The organism is Ktedonospora formicarum (assembly GCF_016587355.1).
GTDB lineage: Bacteria > Chloroflexota > Ktedonobacteria > Ktedonobacterales > Ktedonobacteraceae > Ktedonobacter > Ktedonobacter formicarum.
In genome coordinates this window covers 3,682,986-3,706,897 of sequence record NZ_BNJF01000001.1, presented here as the reverse complement: position 1 = coordinate 3,706,897, position 23,912 = coordinate 3,682,986, and the positions used below count along the sequence as shown (strand labels likewise).

Annotated in this window: 23 protein-coding genes; 10 read left to right on the top strand and 13 right to left on the bottom strand. The window is 50.9% G+C overall.

Annotated elements, in window-relative coordinates; translation table 11 throughout:
* Nucleotides 1-187: 187 nt before the first annotated feature.
* On the top strand, nucleotides 188-3,127 hold the full coding sequence (locus tag K3T82_RS15875; RefSeq protein ID WP_220194413.1) for a PAS domain S-box protein: 2,940 nt from the start codon (nucleotides 188-190) through the stop codon (nucleotides 3,125-3,127).
* 159 nt (nucleotides 3,128-3,286) lie between these two features.
* Here the strand turns inward: K3T82_RS15875 and K3T82_RS15870 are convergent, their stop codons facing one another.
* The 7 genes from K3T82_RS15870 to K3T82_RS15840 form a co-directional block, all read right to left on the bottom strand.
* The gene (locus K3T82_RS15870) at nucleotides 3,287-4,213 is read right to left on the bottom strand and encodes an acetamidase/formamidase family protein (RefSeq protein WP_220194412.1); all 927 of its coding nucleotides are present in this window, start codon (nucleotides 4,211-4,213) and stop codon (nucleotides 3,287-3,289) included.
* 358 nt (nucleotides 4,214-4,571) lie between these two features.
* Complete coding sequence (locus K3T82_RS15865) at nucleotides 4,572-5,489, bottom strand: ABC transporter substrate-binding protein (RefSeq protein WP_220194411.1); 918 nt, start codon at nucleotides 5,487-5,489, stop codon at nucleotides 4,572-4,574.
* Between the two features lie 38 nt (nucleotides 5,490-5,527).
* The gene (locus tag K3T82_RS15860) at nucleotides 5,528-6,145 is read right to left on the bottom strand and encodes an ABC transporter permease (RefSeq protein ID WP_220194410.1); all 618 of its coding nucleotides are present in this window, start codon (nucleotides 6,143-6,145) and stop codon (nucleotides 5,528-5,530) included.
* A complete protein-coding gene (locus tag K3T82_RS15855; RefSeq protein WP_220194409.1) occupies nucleotides 6,136-6,792 on the bottom strand; it encodes an ABC transporter permease in 657 nt (218 codons plus the stop codon). Before K3T82_RS15855 ends, K3T82_RS15860 begins: the two co-directional genes overlap by 10 nt.
* Nucleotides 6,789-7,895 (bottom strand): ABC transporter ATP-binding protein, encoded by a 1,107-nt coding sequence (locus tag K3T82_RS15850; protein ID WP_236031174.1) that lies wholly within the window; start codon nucleotides 7,893-7,895, stop codon nucleotides 6,789-6,791. Before K3T82_RS15850 ends, K3T82_RS15855 begins: the two co-directional genes overlap by 4 nt.
* Nucleotides 7,896-8,052: 157 nt before the next feature.
* On the bottom strand, nucleotides 8,053-8,547 hold the full coding sequence (locus K3T82_RS15845; RefSeq protein WP_220194407.1) for an enolase-like domain-containing protein: 495 nt from the start codon (nucleotides 8,545-8,547) through the stop codon (nucleotides 8,053-8,055).
* 367 nt (nucleotides 8,548-8,914) lie between these two features.
* Complete coding sequence (locus tag K3T82_RS15840) at nucleotides 8,915-9,091, bottom strand: hypothetical protein (protein WP_220194406.1); 177 nt, start codon at nucleotides 9,089-9,091, stop codon at nucleotides 8,915-8,917.
* Here K3T82_RS15840 and K3T82_RS15835 point away from each other — a divergent pair.
* On the top strand, nucleotides 9,086-9,355 hold the full coding sequence (locus K3T82_RS15835) for a hypothetical protein (RefSeq protein ID WP_220194405.1): 270 nt from the start codon (nucleotides 9,086-9,088) through the stop codon (nucleotides 9,353-9,355). The genes K3T82_RS15840 and K3T82_RS15835 overlap by 6 nt on opposite strands.
* Before the next feature lie 347 nt (nucleotides 9,356-9,702).
* Complete coding sequence (locus K3T82_RS15830) at nucleotides 9,703-11,568, top strand: serine hydrolase (protein ID WP_220194404.1); 1,866 nt, start codon at nucleotides 9,703-9,705, stop codon at nucleotides 11,566-11,568.
* Between the two features lie 385 nt (nucleotides 11,569-11,953).
* Here K3T82_RS15830 and K3T82_RS15825 read toward each other — a convergent pair whose 3' ends face one another.
* Both K3T82_RS15825 and K3T82_RS15820 read right to left on the bottom strand, forming a co-directional pair.
* Nucleotides 11,954-12,547, bottom strand: coding sequence for a Uma2 family endonuclease (locus K3T82_RS15825; protein ID WP_220194403.1), 594 nt, complete (start codon nucleotides 12,545-12,547; stop codon nucleotides 11,954-11,956).
* 406 nt (nucleotides 12,548-12,953) lie between these two features.
* A complete protein-coding gene (locus tag K3T82_RS15820; protein ID WP_220194402.1) occupies nucleotides 12,954-13,328 on the bottom strand; it encodes a hypothetical protein in 375 nt (124 codons plus the stop codon).
* 354 nt (nucleotides 13,329-13,682) lie between these two features.
* Between K3T82_RS15820 and K3T82_RS15815 the strand changes: the two genes are divergently transcribed.
* Nucleotides 13,683-13,928: a helix-turn-helix domain-containing protein gene (locus tag K3T82_RS15815; protein ID WP_236031172.1), complete on the top strand. Its 246-nt coding sequence runs from the start codon at nucleotides 13,683-13,685 to the stop codon at nucleotides 13,926-13,928.
* Between the two features lie 88 nt (nucleotides 13,929-14,016).
* Nucleotides 14,017-14,346, top strand: a complete 330-nt coding sequence (locus tag K3T82_RS15810; protein ID WP_220194401.1) for a hypothetical protein — start codon at nucleotides 14,017-14,019, stop codon at nucleotides 14,344-14,346.
* A 25-nt stretch (nucleotides 14,347-14,371) separates the two neighbouring features.
* Here the strand turns inward: K3T82_RS15810 and K3T82_RS15805 are convergent, their stop codons facing one another.
* Nucleotides 14,372-16,135: a VOC family protein gene (locus tag K3T82_RS15805; RefSeq protein ID WP_220194400.1), complete on the bottom strand. Its 1,764-nt coding sequence runs from the start codon at nucleotides 16,133-16,135 to the stop codon at nucleotides 14,372-14,374.
* A 78-nt stretch (nucleotides 16,136-16,213) separates the two neighbouring features.
* A complete protein-coding gene (locus tag K3T82_RS15800) occupies nucleotides 16,214-16,477 on the bottom strand; it encodes an HU family DNA-binding protein (protein WP_220194399.1) in 264 nt (87 codons plus the stop codon).
* 306 nt (nucleotides 16,478-16,783) lie between these two features.
* On the opposite strand from K3T82_RS15800, the gene K3T82_RS15795 reads away from it, so the two are divergent.
* Nucleotides 16,784-17,200: a hypothetical protein gene (locus K3T82_RS15795; protein ID WP_220194398.1), complete on the top strand. Its 417-nt coding sequence runs from the start codon at nucleotides 16,784-16,786 to the stop codon at nucleotides 17,198-17,200.
* Nucleotides 17,201-17,253: 53 nt separating this feature from the next.
* Here K3T82_RS15795 and K3T82_RS15790 read toward each other — a convergent pair whose 3' ends face one another.
* On the bottom strand, nucleotides 17,254-17,673 hold the full coding sequence (locus K3T82_RS15790; RefSeq protein ID WP_220194397.1) for a DUF3024 domain-containing protein: 420 nt from the start codon (nucleotides 17,671-17,673) through the stop codon (nucleotides 17,254-17,256).
* A gap of 175 nt (nucleotides 17,674-17,848) precedes the next feature.
* Between K3T82_RS15790 and K3T82_RS15785 the strand changes: the two genes are divergently transcribed.
* From K3T82_RS15785 to K3T82_RS15770, 4 genes are all read left to right on the top strand, one after another.
* On the top strand, nucleotides 17,849-18,001 hold the full coding sequence (locus K3T82_RS15785) for a hypothetical protein (protein WP_220194396.1): 153 nt from the start codon (nucleotides 17,849-17,851) through the stop codon (nucleotides 17,999-18,001).
* Between the two features lie 873 nt (nucleotides 18,002-18,874).
* A complete protein-coding gene (locus K3T82_RS15780; protein WP_220194395.1) occupies nucleotides 18,875-19,717 on the top strand; it encodes a type II CAAX endopeptidase family protein in 843 nt (280 codons plus the stop codon).
* A 313-nt stretch (nucleotides 19,718-20,030) separates the two neighbouring features.
* The gene (locus K3T82_RS15775) at nucleotides 20,031-20,672 is read left to right on the top strand and encodes a hypothetical protein (RefSeq protein ID WP_220194394.1); all 642 of its coding nucleotides are present in this window, start codon (nucleotides 20,031-20,033) and stop codon (nucleotides 20,670-20,672) included.
* Nucleotides 20,673-20,961: 289 nt separating this feature from the next.
* Entirely contained in the window at nucleotides 20,962-21,372 is a 411-nt protein-coding gene (locus K3T82_RS15770; RefSeq protein WP_236031170.1) for a hypothetical protein, read from the top strand.
* A 638-nt stretch (nucleotides 21,373-22,010) separates the two neighbouring features.
* On the opposite strand, the gene K3T82_RS15765 is transcribed toward K3T82_RS15770, so the two are convergent.
* Entirely contained in the window at nucleotides 22,011-23,900 is a 1,890-nt protein-coding gene (locus K3T82_RS15765; protein WP_220194393.1) for a hypothetical protein, read from the bottom strand.
* Nucleotides 23,901-23,912: the final 12 nt, after the last annotated feature.

The window sequence follows — 23,912 nt, the reverse complement described above, 5'->3', positions numbered from 1 at the left end:
ACAATCACTTTTGCTTCTGTAGGCTCAGGCATTCTAAGATAGACAAACAATTCTACTAGCATCCAATCATACAATTTGCTCGTTTTCTCGAAGAGATCATATCTTCCCATAAGACTTATTGAGTCAAAGCAAACACTTATCCTCGCAACCAGGGATTGGGATACAGGAAAGGGAGGTTTACCGCATTATGTCGAAGGCCAAATCGAGTAAGCGTCCCACTCAACACAGGAGTGAGGCGCTCCTCACACTTCTTGAGTCACTTCCTGGTGCATTGTTTATCATCGATGATGCCTCAATAATTGTGTATGCCAACGCAAGCGCACAGAGCATCATCGGGGTCTCTCCAGGGACATTTGTTGGGAATAACTTTTGGCACAGCACTCCACGCTTAGTGAGCCCTGCACTCTACCAGGCTACCCAGAAATGCAAACAGACACGAGAACCAATCGAAGTGGAGTATGTTTCGCCTGTGACCCAAATATGGCTACACGTGCAAATCTCTCCAACGGTTGGAGGACTCCTCATGCAATTCCATGAGAAAAGAGAAGCACAGCCTCACAGGGAGACGTTTTCCCCAGATGAACATCTCGCCGTTGACATCCTGAAGAACATATATATCGGGATCGGGTTTCTCACGCCTGAGGGAATCTTGTTGGACATCAATGAGGCTCCTTTAGCAGACGCCCAGATCCAACGCGAGCAGGTGATTGGTAAACCGTTTGCGGAAACTCCCTGGTGGTCCTTTTCTTCCACGAGTCAAGATCTACTCCGCGCCGCCATTGTACGCGCGAGCGAGGGTGAAACTGTGAATTTCGAGACACTGATATCTCCCAGGGACGGAATGGATATACACCTTGAGGTCACAATCATTCCACACAAGAGTATGGACGACTGTGTCGAGTACCTCGTCTTTGTTGGTACCGACATCACCAAACGCAAGTGTGCTGAAGCAAATATCCACACCCTCATCGACGCAATTCCTCAGTTAGTCTGGACCGGACGCCCCGATGGATATGTTGATTATTATAACCAACGTTGGCGCGATTATACAGGCTTAAGCACCGAAGAGGCTCAGGGAGATGGTTGGATGCGATGTACGCATCCTGAGGATCGACAACGCGTCCTAGAGACATGGCAATGTGCCGTCCAGACAGGCAGGCCTTATGAAGCAGAACAGCGCCTGCGCCATTGTACGACTGGAGAGTATCGCTGGTTCCTGATGCAAGCCACGCCCTACACAGATTCCTGGGGTGCTATCCTCAAATATATTGGCACCTGCACTGACATAGAAGATAAGAAACGAGCTGAGCAACAACTCAAGGAAAGCGAGAAGCACTGGCGGGTGCTTGCCGAAACGGTGCCACAGATGGTCTGGACGACGCGCCCAGATGGTCAGCACGAGTACGTAAACCAGCGTTGGTGTGACTATATGGGGATTACCGTTGAGTACATGCAAAGCAACAGGTGGGCTCCACTTTCATTTATTCATCCTGATGATCAGGCCGGCACCCGAGCGCTCTGGCAACATGCCCTGGACACCGGAGAAATGTATGAACACGAAGAGCGTTTCAGAAGTATCCAGACTGGGGAATACCGCTGGTTCTTAGCCCGCGCCATGCCAGTGCGTAATGATGCCGGTCAGATCGTCAAATGGTTTGGAACCATCACCGACATCGACGAGCAGAAACGAGTCGAGCAACAACTCAAGGAAAGCGAGAAGCACTGGCGGGTACTGGCTGAAACGATGCCACATCTGGTGTGGGCAGTGCGACTCGACGGTCGTCTTGAATATACGAATCAGCGAGCACATGATTTCATTGGCTCGTTACCTGACTATATGCTGAGCGAGAAATGGCGCCAATACCTGCATCCAGAGGATTATGAGCTCGTTCAAACTGTTCGGCGCCGTGCACTTGAAACAGGAACGCCTTATGAGATCGAATATCGCCTCAAAGAGGGTCAAACGGGAGCATATCGCTGGTTTTTAGGTCGCGCCTTGCCGGTGCGCAATGACTCCGGTCACATCGTCAAATGGTTGGGAACCAGTACCGATATCGAAGAACAGAAACGGACAGAGGAAGCTTTGCGCCAGAGTCAGGAGCGAGCAAATGCCCTCATGAACTCCAATATTATCGGGATCTTTGTTGGTGTAGGTGGTCAGGTTGTGGATGCCAACGACACCTTTTTGCATATGACCGGCTATACACAAGAAGACCTGAGCGCTGGACACATAAGCTGGTCGCACATGACACCTCCAGAATACCTAGCTCGGACCATAGAGGCCCAACAGGAGCTTAATGCACGGCAATCCACAACTCCTTATGAGAAAGAATACATATGTAAAGACGGAAGCCGCCTTCCCGTGCTCGTGGGTGCGGTCCTCTTGCGACATCACCCATTCCAAGCAGTCACCTTTGTGCTGGATAATTCGGCGCGCAAAGAGCTAGAACAACGCAAGGATGATTTTATCAGTATGGCCAGCCATGAATTGAGGAACCCCCTTACCGCCTTGAAATTACAGATTACCTTGCTGCACCGGCAACTGACCAAGCAAGGCATCCAGACGGCGGCTCTTGCCAGCATGGAGACTCAGGCAAACAAAGTCGCCCGTCTGGTGGAAGAGTTGCTGGATGTCTCTAAGATCCAGGCAGGCGGGTTGGAGTATGTCCGGGAGTTGGTGGATCTTGACATGTTGGTGCGGGAGATCGCCGAGACCATGCGACACACCAATCCCAGCCATCACATCCTGGTGCATGGCATAGTGGGGACCAATCTGCTGGCAGATCGAGACCGATTAGGGCAGGTCTTCACCAACCTGCTCAGCAATGCCATCAAATATTCTCCTGGCGCCAAAACGGTCGAGATGGATCTCTCCGCTACCTCCGAAACTATTCGCATCCGTATACAGGATCATGGCCTAGGCATTACGAGCGAACAGCGCAATAAAATTTTTGACCGGTTCTATCGGGTCAACGACTCCAGACAGAAAGCAATTCCTGGACTGGGTATGGGATTATACATTGTGGCTGAAATTGTCAAGCATCACAGGGGAACCATTACGGTGGAGAGCAAGGTTGGGAAAGGGTCGACCTTTACGGTCACCCTTCCCAAAGGGATAGATGTCTGAGCGTGGTGTCCTCCCACGCCCAGACATCACATCGGGATATGAAAATAACGATTGGCTCACACCTTCGACATACTTCGGTTTCTCCATCTTTGTGAGACACAAAGGAGAAGCCCTCAATGGCCTTTGAGAGAAGTTAACCAGCAAATGTTCTATGCGATGCTATTTCATGAAGCCGTCAGGGAGAATTGCATGCACACCATGCACTCCGTTGGCAATTTGTGTAATGCGCAAATCCACGACAAGACTCGCCAACGCGAATGCTTGGGATCGAGGCAAATCATACTGCTCACGCATCAGGTCAAGCATGGCATCGAGCGCGATGAGTGATGCTTCGTGCAGATTCTCATGGAATCCCAAAGTTACCCATGCATCAGCCGTTCTCACACGTGGCATCTTCAAGGCCATGTCTTCAAGCACATGGAATGTCAAATCAACACACTCCATGGGACATTCAATAGCCACACCACTCACCTCACCATCCCCCTGAGCAGCATGCCCATCACCAACAGAGAAGAGCGCTCCAGGGACGCTGATTGGCAAAAAGAGTGTGCTGCCAGCAACCAGTTCCTTACAATCGATATTGCCACCACAGAAGCGTGGGGGAATAGTGGAATGAATGCCCGGTTCATCAGGAGGCATTCCCATCACACCCATAAATGGGTGCAGCGCAATCGTGTGCCCATACTGATCAGTCCCGACCATCGCATCCGTGTTGAGCGCCCAGTGAAGCAGTTCGCGCCTCTCAACAAGCCCGAGATATTTGTTTATAGCACTCTCCCGACCTCCTGCACTCGTCCACCCCCAATTTCCAGGCCGGATCTCATTGATCTGTATTTCGAGCGTCATCCCAGGTTGAGCCTCCTGAATGGCAACGGGACCGCATAACGCATGACCACTATCGTGTGTATTGTCACGCGGTTCAAAGCGACTCTGAAGGGGTTCTGTAGCTGGCCCAAGATGCCAGCCTGCATCAAGAGTACTAAAACGCACAGTATCACCCGATTTAATGGTGACTATGGGAGGGTACTCGCGAGAAAAGCTTCCACGGAGAGTTGCTCGCTCTGGCTCTATAGTGTAATTGGTCATGCAATGCGCTCCTCTTGTGTTTCACCTCTAGCTTAATGCTGTAATCCAACCTCATTATAATACTAACGAGCGTCATCAACGACATTGTCAACATAATTAGAGAGGAGCAAATATTCTTCAATAGTTTTTCCTACACATGCCACAAAGTGAATTCGCCATATGGCTGAAGAAGCGGGAAATTGGCCCTTGAAATTTCAGGCCGGTCAGCCCGCATCTGATGTGGTCCTTCTTTCCCTGCTGTTCAATGTGTAGAAAAGGCAGGCTTCTGCATATATCTTGGTGGCGAATCAACCGGATATATGCAGAAGCCTCTACAAATCCCTTCCTTAGCACAGAGGCTGAGTACAAACCATCTGTGCTAGAGCAGGCCCTTTGACTTGAGGAATTGCTGCGCAACATCGTCAGGGGACTTATGCTGCACATCTACCTGGTAGTTTAACTGCTGCATGCTTGAGTCGGTAAGTGTGTTCTGTAGCGAGTTGAGGATAGAGCTGATCTCTGGATGCGCCTTTAGCGTACTCTCACGCACGATAGGAGCCGCGTAGTACGGCGGGAAGAAATGCTTATCGTCCTCAAGGACAGTCATACCATATCGAATCAAATTTCCATCCGTCGAGTAGACATCGAGCACTTGCACCTGGTTATTTGCCGCTGCCTGGTATTTCAGACCAACATCAATCTGCTTCAACGATTGAAAGTGCAGTCCATACGTCTTCGAGAGGCCAGGGTAGGCATCCGGTCGCGTGAAATAATCCGGTTCACCACCAAAGACAAGCTGCGATGCGACAGGAGCCAGATCGGAGATCTTCTTCAAGTGATACTTCTCAGCTATAGTCTTCGGAACAGCGACCGCGTAGGTATCGTTGAAGCCCATGGGGTTCAACCAATCGATGTGGTAGCGCGTTGGATACTCCTTCTTTACGGTCTGATATGCTTCATCAGGGTCGTGCGTGACCGGCATCTTCATGATATCGACCAGACCAGTACCAGTATAATCGACGTATGTGTCGAGCTGTCCGCTTTGCAGAGCGTTCCAGAGTACTGCTGTCGAGCCAAGATTGGGCTTGTTCTCGACATTCACCCCTTTGAGCTTAGCCTTCAAGAGATAGTACTCCATATCGCCGACTATGATATTCTCGGAAAAATTTTTGGAGCCAACAACAATGGTTCCGCTATCCTTGGGGCCGCTGAGAGCGCTGGAAGGCCCAAAGCCACAAGCGCTCAGCAGGACGCTAAACACAACGAGTATCATACACAACAAAGATATCTTTTTCATACCACTCCTTTTCCTTTGGGAAACTGATAAGCAATACCCTATCGCTGCGCAGTCGTCTTCGATAACCTGCGCTCCACAAGCGACAATCCCGCCTCCAACAGGACCGCGAGCAAGGCAACTGGAATAGCCCCTGTCACAATGGTGGGCATATCGATAATCTGCAAACCACGATAGATCACGACTCCCAGCCCTCCCGATCCAATAAATACGCCAATAGTCGCAATACCAACCGCGGTAACAAGCGCGACCCGCAATCCAGCCAGGATAACAGGAAACGCCAGGGGCAACTCAATCTGTCGAAAGATCTCGCCGGGCGTCATACCCATTCCCTTCCCGATATCCAGATAGACCGGATCGACACCTACCAGGCCCTCATAGGTGTTCTGAAGTACAGGTAAAATTGAATAAAGCGCCAATCCCACAATTAACGTCGTGTCCCCTAGACCAAACGCGAGCAGCAGAAAGGCCAGCAGCGCGATACCGGGGATGGTCTGAATAACCTCGGCCAGCCCTATGAGTGCGCTCGCCCAGCGTGGCCGTCGTCGCACCCAGGCCGCCAGTAAGAAACCAACCAGAGCACCAACTAGTGCACCGAGAAACGACAGATAGAGATGTTGAAACGTCAGTTGAGCTATATACGGCAAGCTTAAATCCATCTCGCCTGTACCTCCTTCCTGATACCACGTGGCGTTACCAGACGACGGACAAGCCCGAACACAAACCCAATCAGCAATGCCAACACCGCGGTCGGAATGGCCCCGGCCATCAGCAAGTTCGCATCGTAGCTGGCGAGACCTGCGAAAATCAGATCGCCCAGTCCGCCCGCGCCGATGAGCGACGCGAGCGTGGCCCAACTCACCAGATAGACCGCTGCAAGGCGAATACCTGTGACAATAACGGGCGCGACCAGGGGCAACTCGACCAGGTAAAGGATTTCCCAATCGGTCATGCCCTGTCCCCGCGCCGCATCGAGGAGCGTAGCATCAACTGCACGCACCCCAACATAAGTGTTACGCAAGATGGGTAACAGCGAGTAGAGGAAAAGCACGACCAGGGCTGGTTGCATGCCAATGCCAAGAAACGGCAGGGCAAGCGCGAAGAATGCCAGGCTCGGAATCGTCTGGAGGACTGATACTACGGCGATAACCGGCCCTGACCAGCGCGGAAAGCGCGTCAGGAGTATCCCCAGAGGGACGGCGAACAGGATGCCAAGTCCAAGTGACACACCTGTCAGAAATAAATGGGGCCCGATACTCTCCAGGATGCGATTTCCGTAGGTGCTCCAAAAGTCACTCTGGTTCATACCTCACTCCTCGCAACACCACTTGAGAGTGCTTTAATAGCTGATCGATGTGAGATAATCCCCACCAGGCGCCGCTCTTCATCAACTACTGGCAACGCCTCGGCTTCCCCTTCAATCAACTGGTTCAGGGCGATATCAGGTGTATCTGTCTCCTTTACGGAGGCGGCCTCCTGCCAGATAATGCTCTTCCACTGCTCAAGATCTTCAGGGACCGTGCACGTTGCCCCTTTAAGCACGCCCTGGTCATCGATCAAAAACCACCTGGGGAAGCGCCCCATTTGCACAATGCGCTCGCCAGACGAAAGCTCTTTAAGAATGCGTGACTCTCCCACTTGTATCAGTTGCCTCACCGCATCTACAGGCGACTGAGGGAGGGAGAGGAAGCGCCCCAGGAATTTAGCAACGAACTCATCTTGCGGCGCGCGAAGCAGCTCTGTAGGCGTGCCCACCTGGAGTAGCTGACCATCGCGCAAGATAGCAACGCGGTCGCCCAGGCGCATAGCTTCATCGATATCGTGCGTGACAAAGATAATCGTTTTATGCAATTTAGCCTGCAATCGCTTGAGTTCATTTTGGAGCACCTCGCGACTGATAGGGTCAAGCGCGCCGAATGGTTCGTCCATCAGGATAACCGGAGGATCGGTCGCAAGAGCGCGCAAGACGCCCACACGCTGCTGCTGACCACCGGAGAGCTGGCGAGGGTAGCGATGAGCGAAAACCCTATACTCCATGCCCACCATCTCCAGCAACTCGCGAGTCCGCTCCTGGCGTCGCTTCTTATCCCACTTGAGCAACCGCGGCACCAGCTCGATATTCTGCTCAACCGTCATATGTGGTAACAGGCCAGTTTGTTGAATGGCGTACCCAATGCCACGCCGCAGCTGAATAGGGTTATAGCTGCGCACATCGTGGCCATCGACATAAATACTTCCGCTTGTCGGCTCTTCTAGACGATTGATCATGCGGAGTGTCGTCGTCTTACCACAACCTGAAGGGCCAATCAGGACCAACAGCTCGCCACTCTGCACTTCAAGCGAGAGTGCCTGCACCGCTGGTCGGCCATTCTGGTACATCTTCGTAACGTTCTCGAACTTTACTCCCATAGTGAACATCCTCCTCATTGGGATTACCTACGGATACTGACCCTCAAATTGCTCAAGATCCTCACGCGGAGGAACACCTAGCCCTGACTGCTCTGAAAGCACCAGATCACCGTCCTTCGATGCAAGAACCGTGTCCGCCAGCATGAAATCCCTACGCTTAGGGGCGGGCACAAAGATACTCAAAAAATAGACGGGTTCCCTGCGCGACCGCGCAATGAGGGTTCGCCATGAGCCCAAGGCCGTTCCCCTCTCTGGACAGGATCGCCCAACTCGCCCGTTGAGCAATAAGCGGGAATATGATGAGAATACCCACCCCAAAGGCAAAACAACGGAAGGTTTGCGGGCTTGTCTGGGCATCCCAGATGGCAATGTCCAGCGGCCAGTAGCGAGCAGAATGCAACGCAAGCGTGGCGAGAGCATCACTCTGTCGTTCGGTCCAGCGGACATTCCGTCTAGCAAACAGGCACACCAACTGATCAAAGCCATATATCGAGTCACCCGATCCATAGCCCGCAATGCCGGCGTCGGTATGTACTTCGATCAGTGTCGCTGAAAAGCGCGTTCGCACCTGGTGATTCCTGGAGGCTCGATAGGATGATTCCAGGGGAAGTGACAAGTGGCGGATATTCACATCCGCGATACAACTTGTCATCTTTATCCTCTGGAATTCAAAACAGATGAGTTCTCCTAAAAGAAGAACCAATAGATGAGTTTTTATCTAATATGTTCAGTTACAGTATAAAAACATATCGTGCTGCTGTCAATGGCGATATAGAGCGCGCGCAGCGGGAGGCGCATAGTCCAGGAGGTCTCTCCACTTCTATTTAGCCAAACCCAAATAGGTGATGAAACGCTGAGAGCATTCAAATTGACAGAGATTGCGTTGGACAAGCAGGGCATGATCGGTCGACGCTCATCTTTCTCGTTGCAAAGAAAGAAAGAATCAACTCTGAGGGGACCAAGGTAAAGACCTGGGCATTCTGAATATTGCCAACTCACGGCCCCAGTCTCTGGCCCCCCTACTGGCCGGGGTTGTCCTCAGCCTGACCCACAATAACTATCTCATCATGTTCGCGATGGCTGGGCTGATGGCCCTGACGGGAGCCTTCCTGGTGCAGCCCATCAAATCTGTGCGCTAATGCAGTTCCGCAATAAAGCCGCCCCGGAGGCGCGGCAGCGGTATCGCAAGCTTGCACGGTCTGAGCCGTCCCCTGGCTCATCGCGTGTCAATGGAAATGCTCTCCGGCTTGTATCGCGGGGTAGAATCTCGCGAACTGGCGATTAAAGTCACAGCAAGTGTACGAGGTCGCCCACGAGGCCGTCTTGCGGCGGCCTCGCGGGCGCTTGGGCAATATCGGATCAGCGGGCAACTTGCGCCGGGAACGACCTCGCCGGTTAGGTTCGACCTGAACCGGTGGGACAACCCGATAACGCAGAAGTTCATGGAGACCCAGACGTGATCGGTAAGCCCACTGGCCTAGGCCGGGGTACAAGCACTCTCTCGAAGGGATTCGAGGAATCCCCAGCTTGAGCTGGCGAAAAGGTATCAATCTCCAAACAAGTTGACAATACCACCAAGCGATCTTCTGTCTCTGCAAAATGACAAAGGTACTACTCCTCCTTTCCTCAGAGACACTGAGGATTCCTCCGTTATGCAATGCCAAGATCGCCATATGCCAAAACAGGAATTTAGTCCTTGTTTTGGTCGCATAGGCTCATTATTGATAGAATCCCAAGTGCTTCTTTGCATTTCTCCATGTATTTATATATATAAATTCTAGTCAAAAGAGAGGCATAAACTGGCATAATGATGAGGCATATTTCCAGCCAAACGATGACGCGTCTTCTCCTCACGGTGCTGTTTTGCAGTGCAGCACTTTTGTCCTCTGGCTGCGTCTTTCGAGGCCCCGGTACAGCAATCACACATGTAAGTAATGGAGCGAACCAGTGGGTTGGCAAAAGCAATGTCACCACACCAAATGTTGACTTCCCGGTGTCAGAGGCCCAGCAGGTAGGCGTCTCCCCACTATTTGAGCGCTACACCCAGAATCACGGAGGAACAGCCAGCCTGGGAAGCCCGCTGACCGCTGCATTTCCCACAGACCAGGGGTGGATGCAGTTCTTTACATCGGGCGCGTTGCTCCAGCCGGCGCGTCAGCAAGAGTCTATGCAAGGGACCAAGGACCCGCTGACGGCATTAAGCGAGAACGGCGTGAAGGACGCCAATACGGGAATCGTGCGCCTACCACTGCTCCAGGCCTTGCTTACAGCTGGCAGTCAGGTGCCCATTGGTGGCGAGAAGAGTCACTTTACCTATGTCGATCTACGCAAGGCGACCAATCCCAGCCTCATGCTGGCGGCTCCAGCGGAGGGCCAAACTGCTACGAGCACCTCCGTAAGTGGAAAGGGCACCTTCATTGGGGAAGGCACACGCGCCGGGCAGGATGTTGGACACTTCATTCCACTGCCGCTCTGGAACTATATCCATCGTTCTGATATCTCCCCTGACGGCTGGGAAACGGATTTTGGTCCTCCACTTACGGAGGCGCTTTCTTTGAGCATTACAACGCATGACGGCACCCATCACATGTTAGTGCAGGCATTTGAGTATGATGGGTTGGTACTCGATCAAGGTGCCGCGAATGCCTCGGGACAGCCTCAGATCCAACGCCTCAATTCAGGCACAGACTATGTGCATACCATTGGCCTGCCTGCCGTCGCGATTCGCGCCAGACAGGCGATCTGGACTCAAACAGATACAGCCCTCCTTCCCGTTCCAGGCGCGGGTCAAGCGGTAGCGCACGTTGGGCAAAATTTCCCGCTAACACTCCTCGGCGATACGAAATGGGATACAAACATGCTCTGGTATCATATACAATGGGCAGAGCCAAAGGAGAGCAGAGAGGGATGGGTGCCAGCAAATACCATTACCTTCATCAAGCCGGGTAATGCATCAAGCCAGGCCTCAATGGACGCACTTTCACCAGACCTGGCAACCTATCTCGCCGGACTCGGCAACGATGCAGGTGCCGTGGTCTACGATATGTCTCGGCAACGCTACTACACCTATAATGGCAATGCTCAATTCATCGTAGCCAGCTCAATGAAAGTGGCCATCATGTTGACATTCTTCGATGCGCTTGAACAACAGGGGCGTGAACCGAATGATGAGGAGATGAATCTGCTGACGACCATGATAGAAAACTCCGATAATGACTCGGCCTCGACCCTCTATTTTGAGGGGATCGGCGGTGCGGCCGGGATTACAAGGTATATGCAAAAAATCGGCGTGAGTGGGCTCAACCCGAATGATGATGCCTGGGGGTACAGCACGATCACGCCGCAAACCATGGTAAATCTGCTGACACTCCTCCAAGAAGGCAAAATCCTGACGGCCCACGACCGCGATATCGCGCTCAACCTGATGGAGCATATTGAATCCGATCAGCGGTTCGGAGTTGGAGATAGCGCGCCGAATGGAGCCATAGTGGCAATGAAAAACGGCTGGGTGCCCGGGCCCGATGATCAGTGGGCCACGAACTCTTCTGGCATCGTCACTCTAGGTCAGGAAACCTACATCATCTCCATCTATACAGCGGAAATTGACTCTTTCGAGGATGGGCAAGCAATAGTGCAGCATGTCTGTGGCACTATTGCCCCTCTACTTACCTAGCAGCCAACGTTGGTCACCACTATTTAGGCCTCGGTGTCAAACGGAAACCTCGCCTTACAAGCTAGCTTTAAATTGAGGTTCAGAATGGTAAACGACGAGAGAGGCTAGAAGTTCTCGACCAAGTGATCGCAAATGGTGTGCTCCGCCAATTGGATGAAGCCTTGTTTTACCACTGGCGCATATCTAATATCATGCAGGTAGGCGGCGATACGGTAAGCACTTTCAACCTCGTCAAAAGTCTTGCTTATCCAATGAGCCTGATCGACGACACTTTATCAACGATTCCCCAAAGGGCTAACAAAATGAGCCGCTTGATTTGTGGCCCATTCGATGATTGAAGGTGCTTCATTCATAATTCTTTACCCTTTTCGTAAAACGAGCGTTTCTAAGCCGGGTCATTTCGATCATTTGGACCTGAGAACACAATCCCTTCGTAGACTGCCGAAACTGGAAATTGGATACCAAGAGTCACCAGTTCAACCATATCGTTTGGGCCGAATAATTGCAGTATCCAAAGGTCATTTCTTTCTCGGCGGCAGACCTCAATTGATGCTTGCATCGCGTTAATCAGCACATACTCCTGGATGGTCGAGCAGTTTCGATAATACGTAAACTTGCGGCCTCGATCGTAGTCTTCTGTACTGGGGGAAAAGACTTCAACAACCAAGTGGGGATAAAGAATCGCATCGACTTGCCCTTGGTCGCGTTCGTTGCAGGTCACAGTGGCATCTGGGTAGACGTAGCGTTCTTTTGAGAGTTGGATACACGCATCAGAGGTATAGGCTCGGCAGGATCGGCCCCGTAAAGCGTTCCGCAGAAGACTATACATATTTGCGCCGATTGCTGCATGGTTGAGTGTCTCTCCAGCAAGCATCGTGACATATCCATCAATGTACTCATAGCGGGTATCTGGGTGTTCTTTACAGAGTTGGAAGTACTCTGTGACACTCATCAACTGGCGACGTGATAAAGCGGTCATGGAGCCTTCCTTCCTGGAAATGTGAAACCTCCATCAGGTTCATTGTACCATAGAAAAGCCCTGGATAAGGATATCCCTCGGCTACAAGAGACAAATGCATTGACCATCTTTGCCATTTGTACCTATCGGGATATTGCGTACCTATAACTGACCCGCTTTTGTACAAGATAGAAATTGGGAAGAGAACTCTACAAAAGGAGAGTGGTCAAGACGGCAAACAAACACCGAACCTTTGAGAAAAATACAAGCAAGAAACCATCCGTCTGGCACGAACCAGTGGCAAGCCCATGTGTCAGGTGGCTCAAGAACTGGGCATTACCAAAAACAATGTTCACCGAAAGATAATGAGGTCATCACTAAATATGCACCCACTTCTGTCTGATCTACACCATCATAAGCATCGTCATTAAGCATCGTCATAGAGAAATTGAAAATCGAGATCTTCATAGAGCATGTCAACAAAAAAATCAAACCCCTCTTCTGGTTCAAACGCTTCTTCTTCAATCTCTTCACCATCCTCTTCCATTGTTTCAAGGATTCCCTCTGCTTCTTGAATGAGAAGCCAGGCGGCTAGTTCTTCGGCAACAGAGGAAAATACAGCCCCTTCTGGCTGTGCTAATTTCCTAATAACAGTGATAATGCAAACTAAAAACTGTTTCAAAAAGAGATAGCTGTATTTGGGCAAATAGTGGACTGGAAGCTGAGAACCGAGCATTGCCTCAGAAACATCTTCTCCATTAGCAACATTCTTAAGATCATCAAAAGCTTCATCTATAAGCATATCGCATGCAACTTGCAACGCTTTCCGTGATCTAGGAATCATCATTTTAAAGTATGCTTGTCAAACAGTCATCATTTGCCTCTTTCTGCATAACATTCCACGCAATACAATCAACTTATCTGTGAATATTCCTTAGCAGAAGATGCAATAAGTGGTATTTTAACATATACAACTACTAATGTCAGCAATACTTTCAAGGGCTCTTATGTAGCTTGTTTCACGTTAATCCCTCTATCGATTATGTTCTTCTCTCAGGGAGAGAAACAATCTGGATAAAAGAATAAAAGTGCTCGCTCGGAATAATTTTCATTGTCTGTTATTGCGGAGCAGAAGCGAGAAGAGGCGATCGCACTTTTGCAACAACCCGAGATGTCCATTCGCAAGGTCGCCGCCGCGCTGGGCCCCTCGCAGGGAACGATCCAGCGGTTAGTTGAGCAGGAGGACATCGAACAGCAGACGAGCCAGAAGCTCTCGCCCGAACAGCGGGAAGAGGCGTTTCGGCTCCTGGACGGAGGGATATCGCTGAGGCAGGTGGCTCAGCAGTTTGGCGTCAACCCCGAGTCGCTTCGGCGGTTAGCCATGAGGCACAAGCCCTCATAGAAACAAAAGCGCCGACACTCGATGAGTGTCGGCGTGTCCCACTGGGGATCTCAGACGGAACCGACGGGCAACGAACCACCGGTCGTACTTGGCGTTGATTCCTCTGGAGAAGCTTTTTTCTGGTCGTGATGATATCCTTGTCTATACGCCAAAATCAAGTTCTGAATATGCTCAATCTGACGACCCACTTGAAAACGCCCTTGATAACTCGGTAGTTATTCCCTCAAAGCAACACCACCCAGGCCCAAATGAGCCGCACTGGAAAATTCCGCCTTCTGAATGGCCAACAATTTTACGCCGAGTTGAGCGAAACAAAGAGCCATTGCGACAGGTGGCGTTGGATTATGAGGTTTCGTATGAAACTATCAGACGCATTGTTCGTGCTGCCAGGATACTGGAGAGGAAAAAGGAAGCCTGAGCTTGCTTCTTATGGAAAAATCGATTTACAAGCCAGCATTCGTCAATTCTTCTTTCAACGCGCGCAGGTTACGGTTTTGCTCGCGCAACGCTGTCATGTAACTTGTCCATGCCTCATGATTACCAAGTCTTTCATACAACATACGCATCTTCGCAAGATACTGGCTAGCTGCCTGATAATTCTGACGACCACGCTGAGCGATCAGTCGTTCTGCATGCTGCCGATACAATTCAATGGCCTCACGCGGTCGTGTCTCTTCGGCAGATCCGGCAACCTGGAGAGCAATGTTGCCGAATCCATAATATCCATAGCCGTAAGATTCATAGACATAACCGTAGCTATCCTTCTTGGCCATCCCTTTCAGCAATTGCAAGGCGTGATCGATGTCCCCTTCGTCTAAGGCAATCTGGATCAGGAGCGTGGTATTCTTGCCTTGCTCCAAAAAAGCGAGGAGCTGCGGTTGAAGCGTCTCCCAGCGATTGAGTTTCCTGGCGAGAGTGCGTGTCTCCCGATAGCGATTGAGAAGTGGCTGCACATGGAACACCATTTCGGCCATCTCCAGTTCGGCACCAAGATTCCCCCTGTCCCGATAATATTTTTGCAGCCATTCCAGGAGGTGGAGAGCCAGTTTCTCTTGAACACGGTTTTTCACCAGGCGCTCAGCTTCAGCGCCTTGCCCATGCTGGATGAACAGATCGGCCAATCTGAGAAATACAAGATCATCAACCTGCCGCATCTCCCTGGTGGCCTCGCCAATGCGCCCAAGTGTCAAAAGCCGATCTATCAGGTCAGCAGTACGCCCGGTTTCGCGACAGATGCGCAGGTAGGCTTCATCGTCGAGCGTCTCTTTTTCTAGATCCAGCCAGAGCTTTCCATAGGTTTGACGCCGTGAACCAGTGAGTGCTTCTTCTTCTCCGCCCAGAATCTTGCGAATCCGCATTGCGAGTGTGTGGCGTTCCAGTGGCGTGGTATAGCTGACAAGTTGATCAGCGGCGCTGGAATCAAAGCCGTGCCCATCATCTGCATGCAAGTCATGCTGGTAGATCTCAAACAACACCTCGATGCTCTTCTCACGCGCCACTCGATCGGTCCGTTCGTTCGCCAAAATGGTGCCCAGCGCCTCAATACATGCTGTGACAAACGCCTCCAATCCTTCCTCTTCGGGATAGTACCCTTCTTCTTCATAGTAGCCATCGTATTCAACTTCTTCTTCGTAGTAGAGGTGAGACTGCTCAAAGATTTCTGTCACCAGTGTTTCATAGATGGTGGCCGCGCCAAGATAGTCCTGTTGTTGTGCCAATTTCCCGGCGACCTCTTTTACTGCTTGCAATCCCTGCGTAATACGTGGAATATCGCGCTGAAAAGCGTCAGCCACTTGACGACGATAGATCGTCGGATGGATTGAGAGGATTTTTTGCGCCGGACGAATGAGATAGCCATCAGGATGACGCACCCAAAATTGCCGCATGTGCCAGGGATACTCGGCAAGTGGACGCACTATGTCAGCACCAGCCTGTTGTGCCTGATGATAAATGGCATCGATGTTCTCTACCAGAAGGACAATCTCAACGCCGCTGCCTCGCTGCCCTGATGAAAGAAGATGTGAACGCTCGGTCTCCCAGTATGGGGTATCGTCTGCCCCCAGTTGAATATAAGTCTCATCACGTGACAATTCCGCATACTCATTGGCATCTCGGGCGGTAACATGAAAACCCAGGACGTTCTCAAACCACGTGATGGATTGCTCGAAGTTGCTCACACAGAGTTCGACCCAACTTGCCCTGGTCATTGTTTAGTCGCCTTTCACCTGTATATTGCAGTCCTGATACAGAGAGTATCCTCTGGAATTTTTCACTGTTCTGAGCGTTTAGCTTTTGCCAGTATAGGTTGATGACCAACCAAACAGCGCACGCAGGCGCTGGCCTGGATTGAACTTGAACACCCAGCTTTTTGGCTCAGGACGGACAAAAAAGCCGCCAAAACCTGGCAACGTGACACTTTCTCCTGCTTTGAAAGCCTCATACAATGTTTCTATGACGCCATCAACCCAGGCTGTCGCTGTCGCTTCATCCGTGTCCATACGTGTAGCCAATCGGCGAGCAACGTCTTCTTTCTTAATCCGTTCTGACATGAGATCTTCCCTATCTTTCACTCAAAACAAGCAGAAAAACGCTTCCCATTTGATTGTTGCGTGGTACTTCGTCCTCTCTGCGCATAGCAGAATACACATTGTACGCTCATGTAGCAAAGCATTGCCCTTTCTCCAGGTTGCTTCTCACAGGTTGTCTGGGGGAATACCCTTATTATAACATAGCAGACGAGATGTGGAAGATGTGTTCTAATGAGGCAAAAACCAAATGCATGATAGCCAATGCCTGATCCCAATGTTGTGTGATATGCTGTAATGGCCTTGAAGCGAGAGGGGAAAGAGGAGTCAGTGAAACCGCTTGAGTTTCTGACTGATAGACAGGAAGCGAACTCCATGAGGAAAGATTTGAGCGCTCCTTCTCTGGCAATAGCCATCGCTGTTTACGTACCAGAACAATACGCCAGACTCTTAGCTACGGCAGAAGATGCCAGTGATTTGGAGACAACCTGGCAGGAGTGGTACCAGGTTTTGCAGGACACCAAGCAAAAGATGGCGGAGCTTGGCATGTATCCGATCGATGTGACTGTTGATGTGGACGAACTAGAAGCCTATTGTCAACGACAAGGACTTCCCAATACGAGTAGCACGCGCGCTGAGTATGCCGCTCACCTATTGTCTGAACAGCATCAGCAACAGGCACAACTCCTGCACCAACGGCCATTGCTGCTGCAGCGAACGAAGAAAAAGAAACATCGAAGGCGATGAATGAGATGCCATCATGTTACTGGCGTTGTCATGGTTCGCCTGTTGCTACGCGACTACGGGAAAAAGAATGGCTCGTCCCTGATAGATACCAGGCACTCATCTAATGGCAGGTCCATATACAACTCTACCCATTGCCCAGTATGGCGTGGAAACGAGAGGTGAAAGCGATTGTCGCGCGAGTACTCCATACGCGCGCATTTTACCTCAAAACTCGCTACCCGGGCATCTGGATCTGGAACGCGATAGGTTGCACAGAGATAGAAATAGCGCTGATGCCACTTTCCATACAGATCAGCGATATAATTGAACTGTGGAGTATCGGGTGGCAGCTGGATATGCTGTGGCTTCAAAACCGTCTCGATGAGATCATTCGCCTTTGTGTTAACTTCCGCTTTGACGGCTTCTGGTACTCCACCTCGGGTTGGCTTTGAACGAAATGTACCGAACATCCATGGTGATTGTTTCTTTGTCATGCACTTTTCTCTCCTGCTCTCTCATAAGATTACCACATGGAATTGACTCGTTTTGAAGGAGCATCAGAGCAGGAAGAAGAGCTTAGCGCTTCAAGGATGATGACGAAGATCAGGTTATCTCTCCTGAACCATGGTAGCCTGGAGCAGGTTCCTCTGGAGAGGAGGGCACTTGATCGTGGCAGATTCTAGATGGGAAGAGCAGAAACAGACCCGCAATAGCATCGCCATTGCGGGTCTGATCGCGGAACCGACGGAACCGACGGGCGACGAACCACCGGTCGCACCTGGCTTTGATTCCCATTGGGAGGTTGTTTGCTGGTCGCAATGATATTCTGATCTCTCCCCCGAAATCGAGTGCTGATTATGCCCAATCCATCTCCCCATTTGAATAAACCTTTGATACTCTAGTAGACATTCCTGTATCGCACCAACACCCAGCACCGGACGCGCCATCATGGAAAATCCCTGGTTCCGAATGGTCGAACGTGATACATCGTGTTGTTGAGAACCAAGAACCACTGCACACGGTTGCTAGTGATTATGGGGTTTCGCATGAGACGGTTCGACGTGTGATCAATGCTGCTCAGAAGAGAACAAGCACATCTATTTATGCGCCAGGACCTCGAAAGCCAAATTGAGTTTCATCCCGCTTCGGAAGCAGCCTCAGTTCGACAAGAACATGGATCGCAAGCATTTCATCTGGGAAGATAAGTAGGAGCAAAAACACGCTGCTCGATCAGGAAAACAGGAGAGGACGGCATGGAGCCAATGCTATTGCGCTCGCTATACACCTTCAATGTCCGTAATGAGCTCGCTCATTACTAGCACAATTGTGCATATTCTATCATGAGATTTGTGGCATTTACACTTTGTGACAGAATCACGACAATTTAGTGATAATGGCACGACAGAAGCAATCTATATTTATGGATAGAAATAAAACGACACGCAGCACTCGACAAACATGAGGGAAGGAATACGTAATGTCTCACGTTTCTGAAGGGGTTCTCCCATCTAAAGAGCAATCATTCACGCAGCCCGCATGGGGACGGCAAAAAATTCTCTCGGTATACTTCGCGCTGATATCTCTCGCTACGCCGCTTATCTTCGTTATCAAATTTGTCGTGAACGGGTTGCTCAGGCCTGGATATTCGCCCATTCGCCACAGCAAATAAATATTGCAGTATGAAAGGTTTTTTTTATGGTACATTCTGAAATATCAGAGAAGGCTGTCTCTCCCAAAGCCAAAATCCCTGTACACGTCCAGTTGATCATCTTCTTCGTGCTTAGTTTCGTGATTGCCTGGCTAGCCTGGCTACCAGCTACGTTGAATCCCATGGCTCCCCAGCCCCTCTCAATCCTGGGACTCTTTGCACCAGCCATGTCGGCAGTCATTGTGTTATGGTGGGTACGAGGAAAGGCAGGCGTTGTCGCGCTTTTCAAACGCTATACGATCTGGCGTTTTTCCATTGGCTGGTATCTTTTGGCATTGTTGCTGATGCCTATCATCTACATGATTGCACTCGTCGTCACTCTATTGAGCACCCACGGCTCCTTCTCGAACCTGTTTTTTGCGAATTCGCCGCTCTTTATCCTGGTGGCGTATGTCTACCTCATGGTTATCAACTCGGGTGAGGAGATCGGTTGGCGTGGGTTTGCCCTCCCCTTGTTGCAGTCAGTGCTGCCTGGGCCAGTAACAGTAGGCCTGGTGCTTGGTCTCACCTGGGGGCTCTGGCACCTTCCTCTCTACATCAATCCAGAGGTAGCGACGATGCCTTACCCACTCTTTCTTGTGCTTACTGTTGGCCTTTCACTCATTTACACCCATCTCTTCAATAGAACTACGGGCAGCCTGTGGACAGCAGTTATGCTACACGCGGCTACTGATGTACTTCCCCGCATTCTTCAGTTAGCGCAGGTTGGTCTACAATTCTGGGTCGTTACAACTATCCTGGTCTGGCTTGTGGCGCTCAACCTATCCTTTCTGTTGCGTAACACGACCCCTGTGATAGGGCCTTCGGAGAGGAATCACCAATCATTGTGACAATAGTTACGGTGATGACATCATCCATCACCATTTGCCACGCTTCATCTGCCTTCTCAATCTATAATCAGGGATTCAGGCCACAAGCCGCATTTGCATATCAAGAATGGGATGGAAGGTCCTGCCTTCTGCACAAGGGAAGAAAGCCTGTCTCACTAGAAAAGATACAGAAGAACAGCGAGACGTCGACAAGTGTGAAGTTTTTCATAGAAAAAGAGATAAATATACTTTTATATTGAATGGGAACGTTGCGTTGTCGCGATGGAGCGAGAAAACGATGGAGACGCTCCTCTTCTGATGAAAGGAAAAAAGAATGATCCTCCCCCCTGGCAACTGCCCTGCCTGTAAGCGCAATGACCAGGTTCAGAAAGTCACGGCTATTCATCGCAATAGTTCCGTCACGAGGATGGAAACCCAGGTCACCACCTCTGTTACTGTCACCTATGATTCCGCGGGAAATCCTACCTACAACTCTGTCCCCCAGACGACTACCGTTCCAGTCACCCACCAGACGAGACTCGGGGCCTTGCTCTCGCCTCCTCAGTGCAAAAGGATTCCTCTTCCTATTGGTGAGAAAATCATTTTTTGGCTCTGCCCTCTCTTCGCCTTCGTCTTTTCTTTTGGCCTTATATCTTTTCTTGAGAGGTTTTTTCCTCACGCCCTCGATGCATTCGTCGCCTTCTCACCTCTTGTTGCTTGCCTCCTGCTCCCTTTCATCTTTGGCGGCATCCTCATCGGCCCCCCTCTGCTCCTCGCGTTCCTGACTCACAACGTGTTTTTCCGTCAAGCGAACAAGCGCCGCCATGAGCTACAACGGCAGGAGAGGGAGCGCTGGCAATATCTGGTGCGCCAATGGGAGCAATTCTGCTACTGCCATCGGTGCGATGGCGTCTTCTCTGCGAGTGCCGAGAAAATCGCTGCACCTGCTCAAATACAGCAACTCTACCGTCAATAGTTGCCTGCACGGTTTCCCATCCTCTTGCCATCTACACTCCCAGCGTCTCGAATCTTCGTATCCCTTGCACCTTTTCTAGTGAGGCTGGCTTCCTTCCCTTGTGCAGAAAGCAGGACCCTCTATCCCATTCTTAATATGCAAATGCATCTTGTGGCCTGAATCCTTGATTATACGTGGCTTTCTCTCCCGGCAACAATGCTTTTGTCCCCTGTTGTTGAGAGAACCTCCTCACCACTCTCCCCGGAGAAAACAACGAAGCGTCTCAACACAGATCTGGGCAATACACACAATGCGTAAACCATCCCAGGACATCCCGCGCAGTGATTGTGAGAAGGGCTTGCTCAATCGCCTCCTGCAAAGCTTCTGGGGTGCGTGCTCCCACCCGGCGGAGAAATGCTTTGAGTTTGGAGGAGGTCTTCCTTGGGCACACTCAGCCCATCCCAGAGCAAGACCGAGAGGCAATCAGACAGACCTCTCTTTCAGCGGGGAAGCGCTCGCGGATATGGGCGCCTCTTGGAGTGAGGCAGCACCAGAGGAGTGGCACGATATCGTTGGGGGGCTGCTCATGGTGGGAGGACTGGTTTACAACCTGGAGCGGCAAGTCATCGTTGGACTCATCCCGCGACCCAGCGTCTTACCTGTTCTCGCGTTAGGGCTCCAACAGACGGAGAAATGGGAACAAAGGGAAGAGAGGCATTGAACCACCGGTAGCACTTGGCATTGATTCCCATTGAGAAGTTGTTTGCTGGTCGCAATGATATTCTGATCTCTCCCCCGAAGCCCAGTTCTGATTATGCTCAATCTGGTACCCCATTTGAACAGGCCCTTGAGAATCCAATAGGCATTTCTTTATAGCAACGACGCCCAGAACCACATCATCCCTAATGGAAAATTCCACAAGTTGAATGGCAGACTATACGACGCGTCGCGGAGAATCACGAGCCACGGCGCAAAGTTGCAAAAGGGTATGGCGTCTGACCATCTTAGGTCAGGCGTACGGTTCTTGCCGCTCACCAAAGGGAAAGAGGATGAGTCATTCTACTATTTCACCACTATGACAAAGGAGGCTATCGAGTAAATCACGTGCGGTGCTCTGCTTGCGTCGTCAGCTTTTTGGTTTTCTCGTCGCATCTGGAGGGGGACTGGCCTGTTCGCCCAGAAACAGCGTTTGGCCGTTGAAGAGGGGCGATGCTGATCCCATTGAGATTGAGATTTTTCATCACGCGATCTGGTATACACCAGGAAATGAAGTGCTGCATCTAATGAAAGAGCGCTATCTCGCGCATGTGCAGAGAATGATGGGAGAGGGTAAAGGTTAGCAGCATCAATAAACCCAGGTTATTGGATAACCTTTACCTTTGCTCCTTTTATCCATAATGTGAGCCAGTAAGTTATTCCCAAGGAAGTAAGGATACCAGCCTCGACAGCCATCAAGCTAATATCCCACCCGTAGCCAAAACCAAATCCCCACTCGACATGAGATACCCAATTGACCAGGAAGGCTAAGATGGCAAGACCGAACCAGATAATAAATCCATACAGATTAGATCCCCACATTAATTCCCATGCATCGTCTAGCTCCTCACTGAGAGTCCCCACGACTGAGGCAAAGAGACCTATGCCTCCCCCAACGATTAAGCCAATGTATAACTGTCGGTCGAGCCACACTCGCTGGCTCAAGCCAAACAAGAAGAAATTACTGGGCTCTGAAGGCTGTGTGAAGGAGGAGGTATAGGCAGCCAGGCCAGAAGTTCCAGCAGCACTGATCAGCGCTATGATGATCATAATAGAGATATGTACCACCTTGCGATAGGCAGTTAGATAGATAAGGAGCGTAGCAAAAAGTACCGTTCCCATAGACCATAACCAGGAGTAAGGGACACTTGACCTGATGATAGTATCTGCACCAATCCCCAGCCCGGCAAGCAAGCCGAAAGCAGTAAACCAGGGGAGATATGGCTCATCCGAGGTACCCAAAGCTTCATAAAGGACCTCGTCGCGTGTTTTGACGTTAAGCTGGGTATGGACTGGCTGCGGAGTCGGTCCAGATGGATCATTGAGAGTCGACTGGTTCTGGCTAAGCCAAGAGAATGTGAGGGGAGCAGTAGATGTGTTTGATGACCGTAAGAACTGACGTGCCAAAAGAGATCGTTGATTTTCTGGCTGATCAACAGGTTTTGCTAGAGCCTCTTCCACTTTGGGAACTTGCTCATCCACAACATGCTGCTTTTCTTCGCCTGAATGTGGCATTTCCAATTCAGAAGCATTGCGAACAGGCTGAGCTTCTCCCCGACGAATGAGCGTCTCATCAGATTCAAGGGCATCTTTATCCTGAGCTTTGCTCGCCTGTTCCTCAGTGGCTTTACTACGGGGCTGGTACTTCTCAAACTGGGGATTGGGGAAGAAGGGAATATCCGCCACATCACCTTCGCTCTGGTCTGGGGAATGGACAACGGGCAGGGGAGCATCCCGTATCTCATGCAACAGATCTGCTGCGTTCTCCTTCACATCGCGCAACGACAAATATTCCCGCTGTATTGCCGTTCCCTCAACCAGCGTATCCAGAAAGGCCTTGCTGAACATCGGCCAACTGTCATCGGGGAGAAGCCGAGAGGGCGACGTATGGTTAGATGAACAGAGCAGCGTTGTGCCTTTGCTGGGGAAACCGCGTGTTTTCCGTCTTACCTCAAACGCCTCGATGGTTTTTTGCTGAGCTACCTGGTCTGGTCCACCGGCTTGAAAGTCACGAAATGCAGCAGCAGCAAAACAACAATCCAGGATAATCATGCGGCGGAGATAACGTGCTCGCTCGGCCAGCGTATCAGCCAACGACAGCACCTGCATGCTCGATGCTCGCCGATTCTCCATGCGAGTCCGGCGAATAGCCAGAAAAAAGTCTGAATCGCGTCCGACAAAGCCACCATGGCCGATAAAGTAGAGCAAAAGATCTCTCCCCGCATTCCCAGCGGCTTTCATGGTTGTCAAACGTTGCTCGAGAAATTGTCCAATCGCCGCGTCCAACTCATCAGCGCTTTTGTCTGAATCGAAGAGATCAAGTAGATTCTCAGCAGGGAGTCCAAAGGGCCTGGGATTGAGAAAATACGCCTTGAGCCTCCGCGCTGCATTGGCAAACGCCTCCGAACTTCGGAACTCAGAGTAAAACGGCCACGCACTGGCACCCAATAAAATCACTAGGGTTGTTTGTGGCGAGGGCTTCTGTGCTTCCATACAGACGAGTTA

What these genes read in the sequence shown, in the direction of transcription:
- K3T82_RS15865 (WP_220194411.1), bottom strand. Translation starts at nt 5,489, where the DNA reads ATGAAAAAGATATCTTTGTTGTGTATGATACTCGTTGTGTTTAGCGTC.
- K3T82_RS15780 (WP_220194395.1), top strand. Translation starts at nt 18,875, where the DNA reads ATGGTACATTCTGAAATATCAGAGAAGGCTGTCTCTCCCAAAGCCAAA.
- K3T82_RS15875 (WP_220194413.1), top strand. Translation starts at nt 188, where the DNA reads ATGTCGAAGGCCAAATCGAGTAAGCGTCCCACTCAACACAGGAGTGAG.
- K3T82_RS15850 (WP_236031174.1), bottom strand. Translation starts at nt 7,895, where the DNA reads ATGGGAGTAAAGTTCGAGAACGTTACGAAGATGTACCAGAATGGCCGA.
- K3T82_RS15800 (WP_220194399.1), bottom strand. Translation starts at nt 16,477, where the DNA reads ATGTCAGAACGGATTAAGAAAGAAGACGTTGCTCGCCGATTGGCTACA.
- K3T82_RS15775 (WP_220194394.1), top strand. Translation starts at nt 20,031, where the DNA reads ATGATCCTCCCCCCTGGCAACTGCCCTGCCTGTAAGCGCAATGACCAG.
- K3T82_RS15765 (WP_220194393.1), bottom strand. Translation starts at nt 23,900, where the DNA reads ATGGAAGCACAGAAGCCCTCGCCACAAACAACCCTAGTGATTTTATTG.
- K3T82_RS15855 (WP_220194409.1), bottom strand. Translation starts at nt 6,792, where the DNA reads ATGAACCAGAGTGACTTTTGGAGCACCTACGGAAATCGCATCCTGGAG.
- K3T82_RS15870 (WP_220194412.1), bottom strand. Translation starts at nt 4,213, where the DNA reads ATGACCAATTACACTATAGAGCCAGAGCGAGCAACTCTCCGTGGAAGC.
- K3T82_RS15825 (WP_220194403.1), bottom strand. Translation starts at nt 12,547, where the DNA reads ATGACCGCTTTATCACGTCGCCAGTTGATGAGTGTCACAGAGTACTTC.
- K3T82_RS15830 (WP_220194404.1), top strand. Translation starts at nt 9,703, where the DNA reads ATGATGAGGCATATTTCCAGCCAAACGATGACGCGTCTTCTCCTCACG.
- K3T82_RS15805 (WP_220194400.1), bottom strand. Translation starts at nt 16,135, where the DNA reads ATGACCAGGGCAAGTTGGGTCGAACTCTGTGTGAGCAACTTCGAGCAA.
- K3T82_RS15820 (WP_220194402.1), bottom strand. Translation starts at nt 13,328, where the DNA reads ATGCTTATAGATGAAGCTTTTGATGATCTTAAGAATGTTGCTAATGGA.
- K3T82_RS15845 (WP_220194407.1), bottom strand. Translation starts at nt 8,547, where the DNA reads ATGACAAGTTGTATCGCGGATGTGAATATCCGCCACTTGTCACTTCCC.
- K3T82_RS15860 (WP_220194410.1), bottom strand. Translation starts at nt 6,145, where the DNA reads ATGGATTTAAGCTTGCCGTATATAGCTCAACTGACGTTTCAACATCTC.
- K3T82_RS15770 (WP_236031170.1), top strand. Translation starts at nt 20,962, where the DNA reads ATGCGTAAACCATCCCAGGACATCCCGCGCAGTGATTGTGAGAAGGGC.
- K3T82_RS15790 (WP_220194397.1), bottom strand. Translation starts at nt 17,673, where the DNA reads ATGACAAAGAAACAATCACCATGGATGTTCGGTACATTTCGTTCAAAG.